This is a genomic window from Polynucleobacter sp. KF022, assembly GCF_027924105.1.
Taxonomy (GTDB): domain Bacteria; phylum Pseudomonadota; class Gammaproteobacteria; order Burkholderiales; family Burkholderiaceae; genus Polynucleobacter.
Window position 1 is genome coordinate 1006859 of record NZ_AP026972.1, and the last position, 20286, is coordinate 1027144.

20 protein-coding genes and 1 tRNA gene are annotated in these 20286 nt (G+C 45.2%); 1 reads left to right on the forward strand and 20 read right to left on the reverse strand.

Features of this window, described 5'->3' with window-relative positions; all coding sequences use genetic code 11:
• Nucleotides 1-5 precede the first annotated feature (5 nt).
• Nucleotides 6-980 carry a tripartite tricarboxylate transporter substrate binding protein gene (locus PKF022_RS05255; protein ID WP_281776092.1) on the reverse strand — a complete coding sequence of 325 codons (975 nt, stop codon included), beginning with the start codon at nucleotides 978-980 and terminating at the stop codon, nucleotides 6-8.
• A gap of 29 nt (nucleotides 981-1009) precedes the next feature.
• Nucleotides 1010-2131 carry an NADH:flavin oxidoreductase/NADH oxidase gene (locus tag PKF022_RS05260; protein ID WP_281776093.1) on the reverse strand — a complete coding sequence of 374 codons (1122 nt, stop codon included), beginning with the start codon at nucleotides 2129-2131 and terminating at the stop codon, nucleotides 1010-1012.
• Between the two features lie 163 nt (nucleotides 2132-2294).
• Between PKF022_RS05260 and PKF022_RS05265 the strand changes: the two genes are divergently transcribed.
• Entirely contained in the window at nucleotides 2295-3815 is a 1521-nt protein-coding gene (locus PKF022_RS05265) for a CoA-acylating methylmalonate-semialdehyde dehydrogenase (RefSeq protein WP_281776094.1), read from the forward strand.
• 67 nt (nucleotides 3816-3882) lie between these two features.
• Here PKF022_RS05265 and PKF022_RS05270 read toward each other — a convergent pair whose 3' ends face one another.
• The 18 genes from PKF022_RS05270 to secG all read right to left on the reverse strand — a co-directional run bounded on the left by PKF022_RS05270 (nucleotide 3883) and on the right by secG (nucleotide 20272).
• Complete coding sequence (locus PKF022_RS05270; protein WP_281776095.1) at nucleotides 3883-4368, reverse strand: DUF1178 family protein; 486 nt, start codon at nucleotides 4366-4368, stop codon at nucleotides 3883-3885.
• 65 nt (nucleotides 4369-4433) lie between these two features.
• Nucleotides 4434-5033: an NUDIX hydrolase gene (locus PKF022_RS05275; protein ID WP_216232027.1), complete on the reverse strand. Its 600-nt coding sequence runs from the start codon at nucleotides 5031-5033 to the stop codon at nucleotides 4434-4436.
• A gap of 112 nt (nucleotides 5034-5145) precedes the next feature.
• Nucleotides 5146-6645: an NADH-quinone oxidoreductase subunit NuoN gene (gene nuoN / locus PKF022_RS05280; protein ID WP_281776096.1), complete on the reverse strand. Its 1500-nt coding sequence runs from the start codon at nucleotides 6643-6645 to the stop codon at nucleotides 5146-5148.
• 10 nt (nucleotides 6646-6655) lie between these two features.
• Nucleotides 6656-8122 carry an NADH-quinone oxidoreductase subunit M gene (locus PKF022_RS05285; RefSeq protein WP_216232025.1) on the reverse strand — a complete coding sequence of 489 codons (1467 nt, stop codon included), beginning with the start codon at nucleotides 8120-8122 and terminating at the stop codon, nucleotides 6656-6658.
• 24 nt (nucleotides 8123-8146) lie between these two features.
• Nucleotides 8147-10207, reverse strand: a complete 2061-nt coding sequence (gene nuoL, locus PKF022_RS05290; protein ID WP_281776097.1) for an NADH-quinone oxidoreductase subunit L — start codon at nucleotides 10205-10207, stop codon at nucleotides 8147-8149.
• A gap of 2 nt (nucleotides 10208-10209) precedes the next feature.
• Complete coding sequence (gene nuoK, locus PKF022_RS05295) at nucleotides 10210-10518, reverse strand: NADH-quinone oxidoreductase subunit NuoK (protein WP_215358970.1); 309 nt, start codon at nucleotides 10516-10518, stop codon at nucleotides 10210-10212.
• On the reverse strand, nucleotides 10515-11162 hold the full coding sequence (locus PKF022_RS05300; protein WP_281776098.1) for an NADH-quinone oxidoreductase subunit J: 648 nt from the start codon (nucleotides 11160-11162) through the stop codon (nucleotides 10515-10517). The genes nuoK and PKF022_RS05300 overlap by 4 nt, the downstream gene beginning before the upstream one ends.
• A gap of 21 nt (nucleotides 11163-11183) precedes the next feature.
• Complete coding sequence (gene nuoI / locus PKF022_RS05305; RefSeq protein WP_215350009.1) at nucleotides 11184-11675, reverse strand: NADH-quinone oxidoreductase subunit NuoI; 492 nt, start codon at nucleotides 11673-11675, stop codon at nucleotides 11184-11186.
• An 11-nt stretch (nucleotides 11676-11686) separates the two neighbouring features.
• A complete protein-coding gene (gene nuoH / locus PKF022_RS05310; protein WP_216232021.1) occupies nucleotides 11687-12760 on the reverse strand; it encodes an NADH-quinone oxidoreductase subunit NuoH in 1074 nt (357 codons plus the stop codon).
• Nucleotides 12761-12768: 8 nt separating this feature from the next.
• A complete protein-coding gene (nuoG, locus tag PKF022_RS05315; RefSeq protein ID WP_281776099.1) occupies nucleotides 12769-15084 on the reverse strand; it encodes an NADH-quinone oxidoreductase subunit NuoG in 2316 nt (771 codons plus the stop codon).
• Nucleotides 15085-15116: 32 nt separating this feature from the next.
• A complete protein-coding gene (nuoF, locus tag PKF022_RS05320; RefSeq protein ID WP_281776100.1) occupies nucleotides 15117-16415 on the reverse strand; it encodes an NADH-quinone oxidoreductase subunit NuoF in 1299 nt (432 codons plus the stop codon).
• Complete coding sequence (gene nuoE, locus PKF022_RS05325; protein ID WP_216232018.1) at nucleotides 16412-16918, reverse strand: NADH-quinone oxidoreductase subunit NuoE; 507 nt, start codon at nucleotides 16916-16918, stop codon at nucleotides 16412-16414. The genes nuoF and nuoE overlap by 4 nt, the downstream gene beginning before the upstream one ends.
• 22 nt (nucleotides 16919-16940) lie before the next feature.
• Nucleotides 16941-18194: an NADH-quinone oxidoreductase subunit D gene (locus PKF022_RS05330; RefSeq protein WP_215350019.1), complete on the reverse strand. Its 1254-nt coding sequence runs from the start codon at nucleotides 18192-18194 to the stop codon at nucleotides 16941-16943.
• A gap of 3 nt (nucleotides 18195-18197) precedes the next feature.
• Complete coding sequence (locus PKF022_RS05335) at nucleotides 18198-18797, reverse strand: NADH-quinone oxidoreductase subunit C (protein WP_281776101.1); 600 nt, start codon at nucleotides 18795-18797, stop codon at nucleotides 18198-18200.
• A gap of 3 nt (nucleotides 18798-18800) precedes the next feature.
• Nucleotides 18801-19283: an NADH-quinone oxidoreductase subunit B gene (locus PKF022_RS05340; RefSeq protein ID WP_011902891.1), complete on the reverse strand. Its 483-nt coding sequence runs from the start codon at nucleotides 19281-19283 to the stop codon at nucleotides 18801-18803.
• 5 nt (nucleotides 19284-19288) lie between these two features.
• Complete coding sequence (locus tag PKF022_RS05345; protein WP_012357790.1) at nucleotides 19289-19648, reverse strand: NADH-quinone oxidoreductase subunit A; 360 nt, start codon at nucleotides 19646-19648, stop codon at nucleotides 19289-19291.
• Nucleotides 19649-19756: 108 nt separating this feature from the next.
• A tRNA-Leu gene (locus PKF022_RS05350) sits at nucleotides 19757-19841 on the reverse strand.
• Between the two features lie 86 nt (nucleotides 19842-19927).
• Nucleotides 19928-20272 (reverse strand): preprotein translocase subunit SecG, encoded by a 345-nt coding sequence (gene secG, locus PKF022_RS05355; protein WP_216232016.1) that lies wholly within the window; start codon nucleotides 20270-20272, stop codon nucleotides 19928-19930.
• Nucleotides 20273-20286: the final 14 nt, after the last annotated feature.

Genomic DNA, 20286 nt, shown 5'->3' on the forward strand with positions numbered 1-20286 from the left:
CATATTTAATCTAAAGTAATGTTCGCCGCTTTAATCGCTTTACCCCAGAAAGGAATCTCTTTTTTCACGAGCGCATCAGTTTGCGCCGGATTGAGATAACGAAGCTCCACTCCAGCGGCATCTGAACGCTCTTTGACTTCAGGTAATGCCAGACTCTGTTTTACAGAGTTCGTCAGTTTTGTAATGACCGGTGCTGGTGTACCTGCTGGAGCATATAAAGCAACCCAAGACTCTAGCTGGAATGAAGGAAGCCCTGCTTCTGCAGTGGTTGGCACATTGGGCATGCCTGGATGACGATTTTTCCCTGTTACTGCCAAACCTTTTAGCTTGCCACTTTGCACATGCTGCATCAAAGAAGGTGGCGTACTAATAAATACTTGAACTTGCCCCGCCAATACATCTTGAATAGCAGGACCAGATCCCTTGTAAGGAACGTGCACCATTTCCACACCCGTAGTTTGTTTGAAGATCTCGGTACCGATATGAGAAACAGATCCGTTACCTTGTGATGCGTAATTTAATTTACCTGGATTTGCCTTTGCATACGCAATGAACTCTTTCAAGTTATTCACGGGTACTGAAGGATGTACAGCAATCACATTAGTTGAAACAGTGAGCAAAGCTACCGGCGTAAAGTCCTTGATTGGATCCCAGGAGAGCTTGTCAAATAACGCAGGGTTGCCTACGTGATAACCGGAATAAGAAATTAATAAGGTATACCCATCAGGTTTTGCATTCGCAACATATTGATAGGCGATATTACCGCTGGCACCCGGCTTATTATCTACCACTACCGTTTGGCCAATCACTCTAGTTAAAGGCTCGCTCAACAAACGCGCAGAGGTATCAACCAGGCCACCCGGTGGATTTGGCACCACTAGGGTAATTGGACGATCAGGAAAAGATTGTGCAGAAACTGTGCCTGCCCAACCCAAACTCAATGCTGCTAAAAAACAAAATAAAACCTTATTCTTTTTCATCGGTGTCTCCAGATTTTTATTATTGAAAATTATCTTTGCCCTATTTTTACACTACCAAATACCGCTTGCGCCTCACGTGGCAAGCAACGCCAGTAACGCTCATTGGCGGTAACTGTTCCGCCTAAAGCAGCAGCTGCTTCCCAGCCCCAACGGGGTTTATATAAGAAAGCTCTTGCCAGTGCTATCAAGTCTGCATCGCCTGCCTGCAAAATATCCTCCGCCTGTTGCGGCTCAGTAATTAAGCCAACTGTCATGGTAGGCGAGCCAGATTGATCTTTCACAATCTTCGCAAAGGGCACTTGATAATTTGGCCCAATGGCAATTTGCTGTTTTGGTGAAATGCCGCCAGAAGAGATATGAACAAAATCACAACCTAAAGGCTTTAGTCGTTGTGCAAAAACTGCAGTCTCTTGCGGGGTCCAACCCCCTTCTATCCAATCACTAGCAGAAATTCGGATACCGAGAACGCCCTGATAGGCTGCTCTTACAGCAGCAAATAGTTCTAGCGGGAAACGAATCCGATTTTCAAAAGAGCCGCCGTACTCATCGCTACGTTGATTGGCAATGGGTGATAAAAATTGATGTAACAAATAGCCATGAGCGCCATGAAGTTCAATGCCATCAATACCAATGCGATCCGCACGTTTTGCGGAGGCAACAAAATCAGCAATCAAATTCTGGAGTTCATCCTTGCTTAATTCGTGAGGTAAACGCTCTCCGTCTAGCTGCGGGATAGCTGAAGGCGCTAATGTTTCCCATCCACCCTGATCTTTTCCAAGCAATTGGCCACCATTCCATGGGGTAGCACTGGATGCCTTGCGGCCCGCATGAGCCAGTTGAATAAAAACTGGCATAGCTGGGGCTAAGGCACGTGCTCGACTTAATTTATCTTTTAATGCTGCTTCGGTGCGGTCATCCCAAAGACCTAGGCATGCCGGCGTAATTCGAGCTTCTGGACTAACACCCGTGGCTTCAATAATGAATAAAGCGGCACCGCTATTGAGTAAATTACCCCAGTGCATTAGATGCCAGTCTGTTGCCTCGCCATTACTAGCAGAGTATTGGCACATTGGGGCCACTACTATGCGATTAGCCAGCTCAAGAGGTCCACGTGGCGAATTGAGGGTGTAACTAGAGAATAAAAGACTCATTGAATACCTTAAAAAGCCCAAATAAGGGTCAAAAATACGAAATTTGCTGTAAAGCTATAAAATACTCAAAAAGCAGAATAAACGAGATAGTAAAGTCGTGCAGGCTATATAGCCAAGCGTCTTTTTTTACCAGTAATCCTATAAACAATCACCACAAGAGACTATGAACGCAACTCAAGCCTTTGAATCAAAAGAAGATATTGGCCACTTTGTTGGCGGCAATGTAGTTAACCCTAAAGATGGCCGTTTTGCCGATGTATACAACCCTACCAAAGGGTCTGTAGCTCGCCGCGTCGCCCTTGCTAGTCGCAAGGAAGTAGACGCTGCAGTCGCAGTTGCTCAAAAGGCTTTTGAGACCTGGAGCCAAACCAGCCCCCTGCGTCGCTCACGTATTCTGTTTAAGTACCTCGAGCTCTTAAATGCTAACCGCGATGAATTAGCTGCGATCATTACAGCTGAGCATGGCAAAGTATTTACCGATGCGCAAGGTGAAGTTACTCGTGGAATTGAAATTGTGGAATTTGCCACTGGCATTCCAGAGTTGCTCAAAGGCGATTACACCGAACAAGTTTCTACCGATATTGATAACTGGGTAATGCGTCAGCCATTAGGCGTTGTTGCCGGCATTACGCCATTTAACTTCCCTGTCATGGTGCCAATGTGGATGTTCCCTATGGCAATTGCTTGTGGCAACACTTTTATTCTCAAGCCAAGCCCTACAGACCCATCTGCCTCATTATTCATGGCTAAGCTACTCAAAGAAGCCGGACTTCCCGATGGCGTATTTAACGTGGTTCAAGGCGACAAAGAAGCCGTTGATGCTTTGATTGAAAACCCAGATGTTAAGGCTGTAAGCTTTGTAGGCTCTACCCCAATTGCGAACTATATTTATGAGCGCTGCGCTCATTTCGGCAAACGTTCACAAGCATTAGGTGGGGCTAAGAATCATATGGTCATCATGCCTGACGCCGATATTGAAAAAGCAATTGATGCATTGGTTGGCGCCGCTTACGGCTCAGCTGGCGAACGCTGCATGGCGATTTCAGTGGCAGTCTTGGTTGGTGATGTTGCTGAAAAAATCATGCCAAAACTGATCGAGCGCACTAAGACGTTAAAAGTGAAGAACGGCATGGAGCTTGATGCCGAAATGGGTCCAATCGTCTCTAAGGCAGCTCTTGAGCGCATTACTGGCTATATTGAAAGCGGTGTGGCTTCTGGAGCAAAGCTGTTGGTAGATGGTCGCGGCCTCAAAGTTCCTGGCAATGAAAATGGCTTCTTTATTGGCGGCACATTATTTGACAATGTCACCCCCGATATGAAGATCTACTTAGAAGAAATCTTTGGACCAGTATTGTCTTGCCTGCGCGTTGCTAACTTTACAGATGCGCTCAACCTAGTGAATTCTTGCGAATTCGGCAATGGTGTTGCTTGCTTCACTAGTGATGGCAATATTGCTCGTGAATTTGCACGACGTGTTCAGGTGGGCATGGTTGGTATTAACGTACCTATTCCAGTACCAATGGCGTGGCATGGCTTTGGTGGTTGGAAGAAATCGATCTTTGGCGATATGCATGCATATGGCAAAGAAGGCGTTCGGTTCTATACCAAGCAAAAGAGCGTGATGCAACGCTGGCCTGAGAGTATTGCTAAGGGTGCAGAGTTTGTCATGCCTACCTCCAAGTAATTCTGGAAGTGGGTAGCAAAAAGCGATCTTCGGATCGCTTTTTTATTGACTGGATTTTATTAGGCTGTTACTGAAGGGTATTTTTCAACGCAGGAATCACTGGCATTGAAAGGACATCAATGCCCTCTTCTCTTAAGGCCTCAGCCTCATCCAACGTAGTTTGACCACGAATACTTCTCTCGGGAGATTCTTTGTAGTGAATCTTTCTAGCTTCATCAGCAAAAGAATCGCCTACATCTTCGGAACGGCCCATAAGCTCTCTCATACCCTTCAAGAAGGCTGCTTGGACTTGCGCCTCTAGGTGGGAATGATCGCTACCAGTAAGCGCAACCACGCCTCCACTCAGATTTTCAGATTCAGTTTTGGGAGCCACCAACTCAGTAGAGGACGATTTACTAATATAAGGTGCTGATGGCATCCGGGTAATTTCAGTGCTGTCACAAACCGGACAAGCAAGCATACCCTTGTCTTGTTGGGCAAGACAATCCTCTTCCGAGGCGAACCACCCTTCAAAACGGTGATCTAACGGGCAAGCTAAGTTATAGACTTTCATAAAACGTATATAGGGGCAAAAACGATAAATTCAATACCCCCATTTTAATCGGGTTTGAGAGCGCCCTATTCGATCGGGGTTGGCTTGACTAAGCCTCTGCGATAACGATCGAGCCAATAGGCTGAAATCGTTGTTTTGACGTCCGTAATCTCGCCTTCCTCAACCCAGCCTAACAATTGCTCCAAAGGGGCTGCAAAGACATCTAAAAATTCTTCATCATCTAGATGACTCTTGCCAGGGACCAAGTCTTCAGCAAAGTAAATATCAATAAACTCCGTTGAGTAAGAAATCACCGGATGAATACGCCGGATGTAACTCCATTTTCTTGCCGTGTAGCCTGTCTCTTCTTCTAGTTCACGCTTGGCACAAACCAAATGATCTTCGCTCGGATCAAGTTTCCCAGCGGGAATTTCAATGCATGCTTTTGCAATTGGATAACGATACTGTCGCTCTAAAAGCACTCTACCGTCATCTAAGATAGCAACAATGGCTACAGCACCCGGATGAGTTAAGTATTCACGTATAGCCTCTTCACCATCTGGCAAAGCAACTTTGTCACGCTTCATCTTCAGGAATATTCCACCATAGATATCCTCGCCAGAGATCCACTCTTCACGTAAATGAGCATCCCCTAGTGGTAAATCTTGAAATGATTTTTCAGTCATGCGCTTATTCCTGTTTCATTCAGTTGCTTCATCATACAAAAGAGTCATGACATATAAATGTCATAAATAATAAAGGCTCCCTAAGGAGCCTTTATTTACATTGGGTCTTGTATTAAGAGCCCAACAAAGTGCGACGCATAGCATCTAAGCATAGACTCATTAAGCCGGCTGGAACAATACCGATCGCCAATACCAAAATGCTATTGAGGCCTAAGATACCTTTAGCAAATCCAGAGCCGCTCACAGTGATCTCATGCTCAGGCTCATCAAAGTACATGACCTTAACAACTCTGAGATAGTAAAAAGCGCCAATTAATGAAGCAATCACAGCAATCACAGCCAAGAATGTGTGTTCTGCATCAACCAATGCTTCTAGAACGCCTAACTTAGCGGCAAAACCTACTGTTGGCGGAATACCAGCCAGGGAGAACATCATCACAAGGCCAATAAAGGCAAACCATGGGTGCTTCTTATTAAGACCTTTTAAGCCATCCAAGGTTTCGCAGTCATAACCCTTACGTGACAGCACCATCAATAGACCGAAGGTACCAAGAGTAGTTAAGACATAAGTAATGGCATAGAACATTGCAGCACTAAAAGCATGGTCATCAAATACAGACAACATACCTAAAAGAACAAAGCCCATTTGCGCAATAGCCGAGTAAGCCAGCATACGCTTCACGTTAGTTTGAGCGATCGCCGTCACGTTACCGACAACGAGTGATAGCACTGCAAGCAATACCAACATTGGCTGCCAGTCACCTAGCAATGGCAACAAAGTATTCACCAATAGACGGAATAACAAAGCAAAGGCAGCTAACTTAGGCGCGGCAGCAATCATCAATGTGACTGCAGTTGGAGCGCCCTGGTAAACATCCGGCACCCACATGTGGAATGGGACCACGCCTAATTTAAATGCCAAACCAGCAACAATAAAGACTAATCCGAAGGCCATGACCAAATGATTTACACGTGGGTCAGCTACAACCTTAAAGATTTCAATCAAATCCAAGGATCCAGTGACGCCGTACAACATAGACATGCCGTAAAGCAAGAAGCCGGAGGCTAAAGCACCTAAGATGAAGTATTTAATACCCGCCTCAACACTCTTTTCGCTGTTGTGACGCATGGCAACCAAAGCATAGGTTGGCAAGGCCATTAACTCCAAGCCAAGATATAAGGTCAGTAGATTTGCGCCAGAGATCAATACGAATTGGCCAAGCAAAGCAAGCAAGGCTAAAACAATAAAGTCAGGGCGAAATAATGCTCGATCAGTTAAATATTGCTTGGAATAAATCAAGCTCACCAATACAGCAATACAAGAACACGCTTTAAGCAAGTTTGAAAAAGGATCTGATTGGAATAGACCATTCATTGCCACTAGAGCTGGATCAGCCATGCGACCAGCAAAAGCAAAAACGAGGTATACCAATAAGATAATTGTGAAGAAATAAACAAACCCTACGCCACGTGGAGTGTGGAAAATATCTTGCTCTACACCTGGTGTAGAAGTAACTCTCTCAGGAACATAAACACTTGCAACTAGTAGCAAACAAGTTGCAATTAGTAAAACAAGTTCCGGCAGGATGGCGTATAGGTCGAATGCTTGCATTTGTGCTTACTCAGAGTTTGCTAACAGCAACATGCTGTAGCAGATTAATCACAGCTGGATGAATAATGTCGGTAAATGGTTTTGGATAAACACCCATACCAATAACGCAGATAGATAGAACAGCCATCAAGAAATACTCGCGACCGTTCAAGTCCTTTAACTCTTCTACATGGGCATTATTGATGGTGCCAAAAAATACCCGCTTCACCATCCATAAAGAATATGCAGCGCCTAATATCAAAGCAGTTGCTGCCAAGATACCAATCACAAAGTCGTAATCCACAGCAGCCAAAATCACCATAAACTCACCCACGAAACCAGAGGTTGCAGGTAAACCGCAGTTAGCCATTGCCATTAAAACTGCGAATGCAGTGAATGCTGGCATACGGTGTACAACGCCACCGTAATCAGCGATCTGACGAGTATGCATACGGTCATAGAGCACGCCAATGGACAGGAACATTGCGCCGGCAACAAAGCCGTGAGAAATCATCTGCACAATCCCGCCCTCAATGCCCAAAGGACTAAAGAGGAAGAAACCTAAGGTTACAAAACCCATATGCGCTACAGATGAATAAGCAACCAGCTTTTTCATATCCTTCTGAACCAAAGCGACTGCGCCAACATAGATCACAGCAACTAAAGATAAGAAGATGACAAATGGCCCTAAATATTGACTTGCGTCTGGCGCAATTGGTAATGAGAAACGCAGGAAGCCGTAAGCACCAAGTTTCAACATAATTGCAGCCAATACTACGGAGCCGCCGGTAGGTGCCTCTACGTGCACATCTGGCAACCAAGTATGCAGTGGCCACATTGGCACCTTAACAGCAAATGCCATGAAGAAAGCGGCAAATAACAAGATTTGTTCAACGATATCTAAGCGCGCATTTTGCCAAGCCAAGATATCAAACGTATTGGTTACGTTATACAGATAAAGCATGGCAATCAAAGTCAACAATGAGCCAAGCAATGTGTACAAGAAGAACTTAAAAGCAGCGTAAATACGGTTATGACCACCCCACACACCAATAATGATGTACATCGGGATTAGCGTTGCTTCAAAGAAGACGTAGAACAGTAAAGCATCCAGCGCGCAGAAGACGCCAATCATTAATCCAGATAGGATCATGAAAGAAGCCATGTATTGAGATACCTTGGTTTCAATCACCTCCCAAGCTGCTATCACCACGATGACATTGATGAAGGCTGTGAGAACAATGAACCAAACAGAAATACCGTCGATACCGAGGTAGTAATTAATGTCGTAACGCGGAATCCAGCTGATCTTCTCTACAAACTGCATACCAGGATTTGCAATATCAAATTGCAGAATCAAAGGCAAGGTCGCAATGAAGCCGAGTACAGCACCAATAAGGGCTAACCAGCGTACACCTGCAGTTGGCTTCTCAGACCCATAAAACAAAATGATGAGTCCAAAGACAATTGGGGTCCAGATGGCGTAAGAAAGAATCATAGTGGCTACTTAAGTAACAAAGGCCTAGCGAACAAAAGGCAGATAAGCGTACAAAACCCAAGCTAACAATACCGCCAGGCCCGCAATCATTGCGAAAGCATAGTGATACAGATAACCGGATTGCAAATGGCGAATAACTCCAGCAAAGCGCCCTACTGCATGCGCACTACCGTTAACAAAGAAACCATCGATAACCTTTTGGTCACCGCGATGCCATAGGAAGCCACCGATCCAAATGAGGCCCTTAGCAAATACAGCTTGGTTGATTTCATCGAGATAATATTTGTTATCAAACAATTTCTTGATTGGTGCAAATGTTTCAGCAACTTTGCCAGGCAATTTTGGTGCCCACAAGTACCCAATTGCGGCAGTTAATACGCCCAAGACCACCAAGAGCAATACTGGAGAAGTGAACGCATGAATCGCCATAGCGATAGGGCCATGGAATTCATCTTCTAATTCTTTCATCACTGGATGACGCGCCAAATCAATAAAGATGGAATCGCCAAAGAATGTTCCAAACAACAATGGTGAGATTGTGTAAAAACCGATGATCACTGATGGAATAGCCAAGAGAATCAAAGGCAATGTCACCACAAACGGTGATTCATGCGGCTTTTGACCAGGTGCTAATCCGTGATGCGCGTGATCGTCACCCTGCTCTGCATGATCATGGTGATGGTCATGTGCGTGTGCGTCATCATGACCCCAGCGAGCTTTACCGTGGAATACATAGAAATACAAACGGAATGAATACAAGGCGGTTACAAATACGCTTGCCATGACAGCGAAGTATGCAAACCCAGATCCAGGGATATGACTTGCTGCTACTGCTTCAATAATCGAATCTTTTGAGTAGAAACCAGAGAAGAACGGCGTACCTACCAGTGCTAAGTTGCCAAGCAACATCATGAGGCAAGTAATCGGCATATATTTCCAGAGACCGCCCATCTTACGCATATCTTGTTCATGATGCATACCAAGAATCACACTACCAGCAGCAAGGAATAATAAGGCCTTAAAGAAAGCATGTGTCATCAAGTGGAAGATGGCTACCGGGTAAGCAGAAACACCCAGAGCAACAGTCATATAACCCAATTGAGACAAAGTGGAATATGCAACTACGCGCTTAATATCATTTTGGACAATACCAAGGAAGCCCATAAAGAGTGCTGTGATGGAACCGATCACTAAGATGAAGCTCAATGCAGCATCAGATAACTCAAACAATGGAGACATACGTGACACCATGAAGATGCCAGCAGTAACCATCGTTGCAGCGTGAATCAACGCAGAAATTGGGGTTGGACCTTCCATCGAATCTGGCAACCAAACGTGCAAAGGAAATTGAGCGGATTTACCCATCGCACCAATAAACAAACAAATACAGGCAACTGTCATCAAATTCCAGCTAGTACCTGGCAGTGTTTGCGCAGCCAATGCAGAGTTTTGAGCAAAGATGACGTCGTATTGCATCGAGCCAGTGCTGGCCAACAAAATACCGATACCAAGGATGAAGCCAAAGTCACCAACGCGGTTCACCAAGAAAGCCTTCATGTTGGCAAATACTGCAGATTGGCGCTCAAAGTAGAAGCCAATCAATAAATAGGAAACAACACCCACTGCTTCCCAACCGAAAAAGAGCTGTAACAGGTTATTACTCATCACCAACATCAACATGGCAAAGGTAAATAAGGAAATATAGGAGAAGAAACGGTTGTAACCCTCTTCACCATGCATATAGCCGATGGTGTAAATGTGAACCATTAGCGACACAAAGGTCACTACGCACATCATCGTTGCAGTTAGAGGATCAATTAAAAATCCGATGTCTAAATTGAGTTCACCTAATTGCATCCAGCGGTAAACGGTGCCATTGAAATAGAAACCGTCCATCACTTGAACCAAAACATTACAAGATAAAACAAATGCAATTGCGACGCCTAAGATAGTGACAAATTGACTTGCGCCATGGCCAATGCGATTACCGCCTAATTTAGTACCAAAAAAACCGGCAATGATGGAGCCAACCAATGGCGCCAAAGGAATTGCGCAGAGTACGGGGATATTTAAGGTCAATTGCATGACTAGCCTTTAAGGTGGTCAAGATCTTCGGCATTAATGGTGTCAACCTTACGGAAGAGCACAACCAAGATTGCCAAGCCGATAGCTGCTTCAGCAGCTGCCACAGTCAAAATAAAGAATACGAATACCTGACCTGCCATATCACCCAAGTAATGAGAGAAGGCAACAAAGTTCATGTTGACCGCAAGAAGCATCAATTCAATTGCCATCAGCAATACGATCACATTCTTGCGGTTTAAGAAAATTCCAATAACGCTAGTTGCAAACAAAATTGCACTAAGCACTAAATAATGAGCGAGAGTGATAGTCATTTCTTCTCCCCTCTTGTATCTTGTTTTGCGGCCATATCTGAACCCATTTTCACCACACGCATACGATCTGCGGCAACTACGTTTACTTGCTCGTGAATATTCTGTGACTTAGAGTCTTTGCGATTACGCAGTGTCAATGCAACAGCAGCAATAATCGCCACCAATAAGATCACTCCAGCCACTTCAAATGCATAGACGTAATCAACGAAGATCAACATACCTAAAGCTTGAGTGTTATTAGCCATCATCTCTTCTGGCATAGGCTGCACTGGGGCATTAGTACCGATGAAGCTGCGAATAATCACAATCGAAAGTTCTAAAACAATCACAGCACCCATTAAGAAGGCAACGGGTAGGAATTTTTTGAAATCACGACGCAGATGTTCTAAATCCAAATCGAGCATCATGACGACGAAAAGGAATAAAACCATTACGGCACCAACGTAAACCAAAATCAAAGCCAAACTCAAGAATTCGGCCTTGAGTAGCATCCATAAGCCAGAAGCACAGAAGAATGCCAATACTAAGAATAAAGCAGCATGGACTGGGTTACGGGCAGTAATCACACGCAAAGCAGATATGACTAGCAGGCCTGCAAAGCCGTAGAAGAAAACAGCAAATAAAGTAGATGGATCGAATGTCATATTTAGTTCAGCTCGATTCGATTAACGGTAAGGTGCATCAGCTGCACGGTTAGCGGCGATATCTTTTTCATACTTATCGCCAACAGCTAATAGCATGTCTTTAGTGAAGTACAAGTCACCACGCTTATCGCCAAAGTATTCAAAAATATTCGTCTCAACAATCGCATCTACTGGACACGCTTCTTCACAGAAGCCACAGAAAATACACTTTGTTAAGTCAATGTCATAACGGCTGGTACGACGGGTACCGTCATCACGCTCAGCAGTTTCGATAGTGATCGCATATGCTGGGCATACGGCCTCACAGAGTTTGCAACCAATACAGCGCTCTTCACCATTCTCATAACGACGCAACGCATGCAAACCACGGAAGCGATTAGACAATGGCGTCTTCTCATCTGGATACTGGACAGTAATTTTTGGCTTGAAAAGATAGCGGCCTGTAATCGACATGCCAGTAAGGATGTCTTTGAGCATCAAGCTATCGAGGAATTGGGAAATTTTCTTAAACATGATCGATCAACTTATTTCCAAATATTCCATGGGGATACAACCCACGCGCCAATGACAACCACCCAGAACACGGAGATGGGAATAAAAATTTTCCAGCCTAAACGCATGATTTGGTCATAGCGATAACGTGGCAATGTTGCACGTAACCAGATCACACAAGACAAGAGGAAGAATGTCTTACCGAACAACCAGAAGAAGCCTGGAATATCACGCAAGATTGGTAAATCAACAATGGGCAACCAGCCACCAAGGAACATGATGGATGCAACAGCAGCGATCAAAATCATATTGGCATATTCAGCCAAGAAGAACATGGCAAATGACATGCCTGAGTACTCAACCATGTGACCGGCAACGATCTCAGACTCGCCCTCAACAACGTCAAATGGATGGCGGTTTGTTTCGGCAACGCCTGAAATAAAGTAAATCAAGAACATCGGCAGTAATGGGAGCCAATTCCAAGACAGGAAATTAAGACCCATATCCGCAAACAATCCTTGTTCTTGTGAGGCAACAATTGCGCTTAAATTTAAAGAGCCGGAAGTCAGCAACACAGTAACTAAAGCAAAGCCCATTGCAATTTCATAAGAAATCATCTGGGCAGATGCACGCATTGCACCAAGGAATGGATATTTAGAGTTAGAAGACCAGCCGGCCAAGATAACGCCATACACACCAATGGATGAAATAGCCATGATGTACAAAAGACCAGCATTGACATCCGCTAACACCATCTTGGCTTGGAATGGAATCACAGCCCATGCAGCAAATGCCGGCATGATCACCATCACTGGCGCTATGAAATAAAGGACCTTGCTAGCTTGCGCTGGAGCAATGATTTCTTTTAGTAATAACTTCAGTGCATCAGCAATCGGCTGCAATAAACCTAGTGGACCAACACGATTAGGTCCAAGACGAATATGCATCCAACCAATCAGCTTTCTTTCCCACAATGTTAAGTAAGCTACGCAACCGAACATCGGTAATACGATAATCACAATTCGTACTAAAGCCCAGACGAGCGGCCACAGAGAACCAAAGATGGCTTCGCCTTGGGTAGTAACGAGGTTCAGGAAATTATCCATCTCTGACCTTATGCCTTACTAACAGTTACAGGGCCAAACATAGAACCCAATTTCGCACTAGCCATAGTTCCAGCAGAAATTCTGACGGCACCTGGCGCTAGATTTACTTCTAAAGTTGCTGGCATATCTACTGACTGGTTAGCTTGAGTAACGCGCACAGCATCACCCTCTTTCAAACCCAATTCAGTGAATGTTTTTTGATTTAAGCCCACTTGATTGCCACGTTTTGCATCGCGAGTAAGTTGCAATGCAGATGAACGGCGAACAATTGGATCGCCAGCATAAATATTGACATCCGCCAAACGCTCAAGACCATTCACAGGAGCTACATTTCCGTTAGATATGGAACTACATGCAGTCTTGTTGCTTAAATGAGTGCAATAGTTTTCTGGCAATGCCTCTCCGAGAACTTCCTCAGGAAGATTAAATAAGAAACCATCGAGACCCAAAAGACCACCAAGCACACGGATTACTTTCCATGCTGGACGAGAATCACCTAATGGCTTCACTGAAGGTTGAACCGTTTGCGCTCTACCCTCTAGGTTTACGAATGTAGAAACTGTTTCTGTGAATGGGGAGATTGGCAGAATGACATCAGCCACCTCTAGCAAGTCTGCACTCTTGTATGCGCTCAATGCAATCACTGTATTTGCTTTAGCCAAAGCAGCGCGTGCCGCAGCAGGATTTGGCAGGTCCGCATCAGGTTCGATATTCATCAATATCACAGCGCGACGATCGCCGGATAGGACAGATTCGACACCGACGCCGTTAGCGTTTACTAAGGAAGCGCCTACTGCATTGCCTCCCTCGGGCAAGAAACCTAAAGTTGCACCAGTTTGGTCAGCAATAAATTGGGCCAGCACATGCAAATCAGATGCATGTTGATGAGCGATGGCAGCAGAACCAAGGAGTACCGCTGCTGATTCACCAGAAAAAAGACTGTCTGCAATTTTTTGTGCCGCAGGAGAAACTGCTGAGTTAGCTGTTCCAGCTGGTGCGCTAACTGATTTGGCCTTAGCGACTGCCTGAGCCACTTCACTTAAGGCGCTTAACCATGCGCTTGGAGCTGCAGCAATTCCGCTACTTGGAATTAGCCAATCATCGCCACCCGCATCAATACGAGCAACTTGTAAACCACGCTTACTAGCAGTGCGAATACGAGCAGCCAACACCGGCTGATCTTTACGCAAGAAGCTACCAATAACTAAAACGCGATCTAATTCACTGACCTTTGCAATAGGCATACCGAGCCATGGTGCAGGTGCCGAAGACTTCACATCAGTTTGACGTAAACGAGTCTCCACTTGTTGAGAACCTAATCCGCGCACCATCTTTTGCAAGAGGTGCAATTCTTCTGAGCTAGAAATTGGGTGAGCCAAAGCGCCAATCGCTTCAGGGCCACTTTCAGCCGAGATTGTCTTTAAAGAATGTGCAACGTAATCAAGTGCTGACTGCCAATCTGTTTCTAGCCACTGACCACCCTGCTTCACCATTGGTGTTGTGACTCGGTCAGCGCTATTTAAACCCTCATAAGAGAAGCGATCGCGATCGCTAATCCAACATTCATTAATTGCTTCATTTTCCAGCGCAACAACACGCATCACTTTATTGGCTTTAGTTTGAACGGTAGTGTTCGCACCCAAGCTGTCATGAGGACTTACGGAACGCTTGCGACCCAATTCCCACGTACGGGCTGCATAGCGGAATGGCTTGCTAGTTAATGCACCTACTGGGCATAAATCAATCATGTTTCCAGAAAGTTCTGAATCGACTGTCTGGCCAACGAAAGTAGTAATTTCTGAATGCTCACCACGATTCACCATGCCCAATTCCATTACACCAGCTACTTCTTGACCGAAACGAACGCAACGTGTGCAGTGAATGCAACGGGTCATTTCCTGCATAGAGATTAGTGGACCAACATTCTTATGGAAAACAACGCGCTTTTCTTCATCGTAGCGAGAATTAGATTTACCGTAACCTACAGCTAAATCTTGTAACTGGCACTCACCACCTTGATCGCAAATTGGGCAATCTAATGGGTGATTAATCAGCAAGAACTCCATTACCGAGCGCTGAGCTTCTACTGCTTTAGCAGAATGGGTAAATACCTTCATGCCCTGCGTCACAGGAGTTGCACAAGCTGGCAATGGTTTTGGTGCTTTTTCAACTTCAACTAAGCACATACGGCAGTTAGCAGCAATTGATAACTTCTTGTGATAGCAGAAGTGAGGAACATAAGTGCCGAGCTTATTCGCGGCGTGCATCACCATCGAACCTTGCGGAACTTCTACGGCCTTACCATCTAATTCGATTTCTACCATGCTCACTTTTAGATATCCCGTGCTCTAAATCTTTATAAAGGTTTCGCAGAATCTAAGCAGCGCTTATGCTCTACGTGATACGCAAACTCATCCATGTAATGCTTCAACATGCCGCGAACCGGCATCGCCGCTGCATCACCTAAAGCGCAAATCGTACGACCCTGAATATTGGCTGCTACGTCATTGAGCAAATCCAAATCTTCTGGACGGCCTTCACCGTGCTCAATACGGTGAACAATGCGCCATAACCAACCAGTACCCTCACGGCATGGGGTGCACTGACCACATGACTCTTCGTGATAGAAGTAAGACAAACGCTCCAATGCACGAACCATGCATCGGGTTTCATTCATCACAATGACGGCACCAGAGCCCAACATCGAACCAGCTTTAGCAATGCTGTCGTAGTCCATGGTGAGCTCCATCATTTGCGCGCCAGGCACAACTGGAGAAGATGAACCGCCAGGAATAACAGCCTTCAATGCTTTGCCATCACGCATACCGCCAGCAAGCTTCAATAGCTCTGCAAATGGAGTGCCTAAAGGAATCTCATAGTTACCCGGATGTACTACGTCGCCGGAGATGGAGAAGATTTTGGTTCCACCGTTATTTGGCTTGCCGAGATCCAAGTAGGCTTGACCACCAATTGCCAAAATGAATGGCACAGCAGCAAATGTTTCGGTGTTATTAATTGTCGTAGGTTTGCCATACAAACCAAAACTGGCAGGGAAAGGAGGCTTGAAGCGAGGCTGACCTTTTTTGCCCTCTAATGACTCAAGCAGAGCAGTTTCTTCGCCACAAATATAAGCACCCCAACCTGGAGAGGCATGTAATTGGAAAGAAAAATCGCTACCTAAAATTTTGTCGCCTAAATAACCTGCAGCGCGCGCTTCTTCCAAAGCTTCCTCAAAGCGTAAATATACTTCCCAGATCTCGCCATGGATATAGTTGTAGCCAGTTGTAATACCCATGGTGTACGCACCAATAATCATGCCTTCAATCAAAGCATGCGGGTTGTAGCGCATGATGTCGCGGTCTTTAAAAGTACCAGGCTCGCCTTCGTCGCTATTACAAACTAAATATTTTTGTCCTGGGAATTGACGTGGCATAAAGCTCCACTTCAAACCCGTTGGGAAGCCCGCACCACCACGTCCACGCAGTGATGAAGCTTTTAATTCAGCAATGATGGCATCTGGTGCAACTTTATCGTTGATTAAACGACGTAATTGCTGATAGCCGCCACGGCTTTCGTAATCTTTTAAACGCCAGTTATCACCATTTAATCCAGCTAGGATCAAGGGCTTGATATGGCGATCGTGCAAGCTGGTCATGCTGCTTTCCCTTCTGCACGCAATTCATTTAATAATGCATCAATCTTTTCTTTACTCATGAAGCTGCACATGCGTTTGTCATTCACGAGCATGACTGGTGAATCGCCACATGCACCCATGCACTCGCCCTCTTTCAAGGTAAAGGTTCCGCATGGAGTAGTTTCGTTATAGCCGATACCGAGTGTTTCTTTGAGGTATGTCGCTGCTGTTTCACCGTGTGTTAATTGGCAAGGCAAATTTGTGCAAATCACTAATTTGTATTTACCAATCTTTTTGGTGTTGTACATGTTGTAGAAAGTCGCCACTTCATCAACTGCAATGCTTGGCATCTCTAGAATTTGTGCAACAGTCTCGATCACTTCGGGCGAAACCCAACCCACTTCAGTTTGGGCGGCAATCAAACAAGCCATCACAGCAGATTGTTTGTGCTCTGGCGGATACTTGGCGATATTGCGACGAATATCAGCCATTGTTTTATCGGATAGTTGAAGGGTAGTAGTCATTAAGTAATCCTTGGCGCGCTAATTAGCGGTCAATCTCCCCGAACACGATATCTTGGGTACCGATGATGGTTACCGCATCAGCCAACATATGGCCACGTGACATCTCATCCATTGCAGATAAATGCACGAAACCTGGTGCACGAATCTTCATGCGGTATGGTTTATTGGCACCATCTGAAATCAAGTAAATACCAAACTCACCTTTTGGATGCTCAACAGCAGAGTAAGCCTCACCATCAGGAACGTGGATACCTTCAGTAAAGAGTTTGAAATGGTGAATCAATTCTTCCATATTGGTTTTCATATCCACACGCTTTGGTGGAGAAACCTTATGGTTATCGCTCATGACAGGACCTGGATTTGCTTTTAACCAAGCGACGCACTGTTTGATGATGCGATTGGATTGACGCATTTCTTCCATACGCACCAAATAACGATCATAAGAATCGCCATTCACGCCCACTGGAATATCAAAGTCGAGGCGATCATATACTTCATACGGTTGCTTTTTACGCAAATCCCACTCGATACCAGAGCCGCGCAACATTGGGCCAGTAAAGCCTAGTTGCAATGCACGCTCAGGCGTTACGATACCGATGTTCACTAAGCGTTGCTTCCAAATACGGTTATCTGTAAGGAGGTTGCAATACTCATCAACATTAGCATCAAAGCCATTGGTAAATTGCTCAATGAAATCCAATAATGTGCCGCTGCGGTTTTCATTCAACCGCTTTACTGCGGAAGCGCTGCGAATCTTAGATTTATCGTATTGAGCCATTTGATCTGGCAAATCACGATAGACCCCACCCGGACGGTAGTAAGCCGCGTGCATACGCGCACCAGAAACCGCTTCGTACATGTCAAAGATATCTTCACGATCACGGAAAGCATAAAGGAATACCGCCATCGCGCCAACGTCAAGACCGTGACAACCGATCCAAAGTAAGTGGTTCAATAAGCGAGTTAACTCGTCATACATCACACGAATGTACTGAGCACGCAAAGGAACATCTACTTGCAATAACTTTTCAATGGCCATGACATAGGCATGCTCATTGGACATCATCGAAACGTAATCCAAGCGATCCATGTAAGGAACGTTTTGAATCCAAGTACGCGTCTCAGCTAATTTTTCTGTAGCGCGATGCAATAAGCCAATATGGGGATCGGCGCGTTGGATTACTTCACCATCAAGCTCAAGCACTAAACGCAATACGCCGTGTGCTGCCGGATGTTGAGGACCGAAATTGAGGGTGTAGTTCTTAATTTGTGCCATAACTTAAACCGGACCTCCGTATTGCTCTTCACGAACAATGCGTGGGGTAATTTCGCGAGCCTCAATCGTGACAGGCTGGTAAACAACACGCTTTAGCTCTGGGTCATAGCGCATTTCTACATTACCGCTAATTGGGAAATCTTTTCTAAATGGATGGCCAATAAAACCATAGTCAGTCAAGATGCGACGTAAGTCGTCATGACCATCAAACAAAATACCGTAGAGATCGAACGCCTCACGTTCAAACCAGTTGGCGGAATTCCATACTGAAGTAACTGAGGCTACCATTGGATAGCTATCGTCTGGTGCAAACACACGCAAACGTAAGCGCCAGTTATGCTCCAAAGATAATAAGTGGCTTACAACACCAAAGCGCTGACCGCCCCACGCACCCTCACGGAAGTCTTGATAATCCACGCCACACAAATCAATCAATTGCTCAAAGGCAAGAGATGGATCATCACGCAACAACATGGCGGATTCAAAATAGGTATCTTCGTTAACAACAACAGTAACTTCACCTAATGCAATCTCAATTGATTGAACGCGCTTACCTAAAACTTTTTCTAAATTGGCGGCTAATTGATTTAAACGGTCTGACATGATTTAAGCCTTCCGCGCAATCGTGCTGGTACGTGCGATCTTGGATTGCAGCTGAATAATTCCATAGATCAATGCTTCCGCAGTTGGAGGGCAACCAGGAACATAAATATCAACTGGCACGATACGGTCACAACCGCGAACAACTGAATACGAGTTGTGGTAGTAGCCACCGCCATTCGCACAAGATCCCATTGAGATTACCCAACGTGGTTCAGGCATTTGGTCGTAAACCTTACGCAAAGCTGGAGCCATCTTGTTACATAAAGTACCGGCCACAATCATTAAATCTGATTGACGTGGTGATGGGCGAAATACCACGCCAAAACGGTCTAAGTCATAACGAGATGCGCCAGCATGCATCATTTCTACCGCGCAGCAGGCAAGACCGAAAGTCATGGGCCATAAAGAACCATTACGAGTCCAGTTAATCAACTGGTCTGCTGTAGTGGTAACAAAACCTTCTTTGAGAACGCCTTCTAATGCCATATCTATCACTCCCAGTCGAGAGCGCCCTTTTTCCAGATATATACGAATCCCACAATGAATTCCAATAAGAAAATCACCATAGAGGCGTAGCCAAGCCATCCAATATCACGTAGAGCTACACCCCATGGGAATAGGAATGCGGTTTCTAAGTCAAACAGGATGAAGAGAATGGCGATTAAGTAGTAGCGCACGTCGAACTTCATACGCGCATCTTCGAATGCTTCAAAACCGCACTCATATGGAGAGAGTTTTTCAGCGTCAGGCTTCGAAGGAGCCAAAATTTTTCCGAGGAACATGGGGACTAATCCCACCCCAATACCTACGAGGATAAAAAGCAGAACAGGAAAGTAATTAGCGAGATTCAAAATAGCCCTGATTCGTTTGTCTAGTAAATCCTAAAAGCAGCAAATTATTAATTATTCCACTACATAAAGTGTTGATTTAGAGCAAAAACCCTTATCAATACTCGTTTTTGGTGCCGACGGCGAGACTCGAACTCGCACAGCCTAAGCCACTACCCCCTCAAGATAGCGTGTCTACCAATTTCACCACGTCGGCATCTTGCAAAACCCATCAATTCTACTGCATTGCACCACTGCACTACCCCATTTTTTGGGCATTTAAATACGTAAAAACCTACTTTTTTACTTAGGAACTGCTGGCTTACTTGGGTCTTGAACTGGAGCAACAGGAGCAGCTGGAGCCACTACTGGGGCTACTGTTCCAGAAAGAACGCCGGGGCTCACTTCTTTCTTATTGCCAATCCAGGTAATACCCAGGGTGCTGATAAAGAAAACAGCAGCAAAAATAGCTGTCGCATGAGAAAGGAAGTTGGCTGAGCCACTAGCGCCAAAGAGGCTGCCAGAAGAGCCAGAACCAAAGGCTGCACCCATATCGGCGCCTTTGCCCTGCTGCAACAGAACCAAGAGAATCACAGCCAAAGCTGAGATTACCTGCAATACGATCAATAAAGTCTTAAACCATTCCACAGCTTATCTCCAAA

Excerpts from the sequence above, each read along its gene's own strand:
- PKF022_RS05275 (WP_216232027.1), bottom strand. The coding sequence starts at position 5,033 with ATGACTGAAAAATCATTTCAAGATTTACCACTAGGGGATGCTCATTTA.
- nuoE (WP_216232018.1), bottom strand. The coding sequence starts at position 16,918 with ATGACTACTACCCTTCAACTATCCGATAAAACAATGGCTGATATTCGT.
- PKF022_RS05260 (WP_281776093.1), bottom strand. The coding sequence starts at position 2,131 with ATGAGTCTTTTATTCTCTAGTTACACCCTCAATTCGCCACGTGGACCT.
- nuoG (WP_281776099.1), bottom strand. The coding sequence starts at position 15,084 with ATGGTAGAAATCGAATTAGATGGTAAGGCCGTAGAAGTTCCGCAAGGT.
- PKF022_RS05330 (WP_215350019.1), bottom strand. The coding sequence starts at position 18,194 with ATGGCACAAATTAAGAACTACACCCTCAATTTCGGTCCTCAACATCCG.
- PKF022_RS05335 (WP_281776101.1), bottom strand. The coding sequence starts at position 18,797 with ATGTCAGACCGTTTAAATCAATTAGCCGCCAATTTAGAAAAAGTTTTA.
- PKF022_RS05265 (WP_281776094.1), top strand. The coding sequence starts at position 2,295 with ATGAACGCAACTCAAGCCTTTGAATCAAAAGAAGATATTGGCCACTTT.
- PKF022_RS05340 (WP_011902891.1), bottom strand. The coding sequence starts at position 19,283 with ATGGCATTAGAAGGCGTTCTCAAAGAAGGTTTTGTTACCACTACAGCA.
- nuoF (WP_281776100.1), bottom strand. The coding sequence starts at position 16,415 with ATGACCAGCTTGCACGATCGCCATATCAAGCCCTTGATCCTAGCTGGA.
- nuoK (WP_215358970.1), bottom strand. The coding sequence starts at position 10,518 with ATGACTATCACTCTCGCTCATTATTTAGTGCTTAGTGCAATTTTGTTT.
- nuoN (WP_281776096.1), bottom strand. The coding sequence starts at position 6,645 with ATGCAAGCATTCGACCTATACGCCATCCTGCCGGAACTTGTTTTACTA.
- nuoL (WP_281776097.1), bottom strand. The coding sequence starts at position 10,207 with ATGCAATTGACCTTAAATATCCCCGTACTCTGCGCAATTCCTTTGGCG.
- nuoH (WP_216232021.1), bottom strand. The coding sequence starts at position 12,760 with ATGGATAATTTCCTGAACCTCGTTACTACCCAAGGCGAAGCCATCTTT.
- PKF022_RS05270 (WP_281776095.1), bottom strand. The coding sequence starts at position 4,368 with ATGAAAGTCTATAACTTAGCTTGCCCGTTAGATCACCGTTTTGAAGGG.
- PKF022_RS05300 (WP_281776098.1), bottom strand. The coding sequence starts at position 11,162 with ATGACATTCGATCCATCTACTTTATTTGCTGTTTTCTTCTACGGCTTT.
- PKF022_RS05255 (WP_281776092.1), bottom strand. The coding sequence starts at position 980 with ATGAAAAAGAATAAGGTTTTATTTTGTTTTTTAGCAGCATTGAGTTTG.
- PKF022_RS05285 (WP_216232025.1), bottom strand. The coding sequence starts at position 8,122 with ATGATTCTTTCTTACGCCATCTGGACCCCAATTGTCTTTGGACTCATC.
- nuoI (WP_215350009.1), bottom strand. The coding sequence starts at position 11,675 with ATGTTTAAGAAAATTTCCCAATTCCTCGATAGCTTGATGCTCAAAGAC.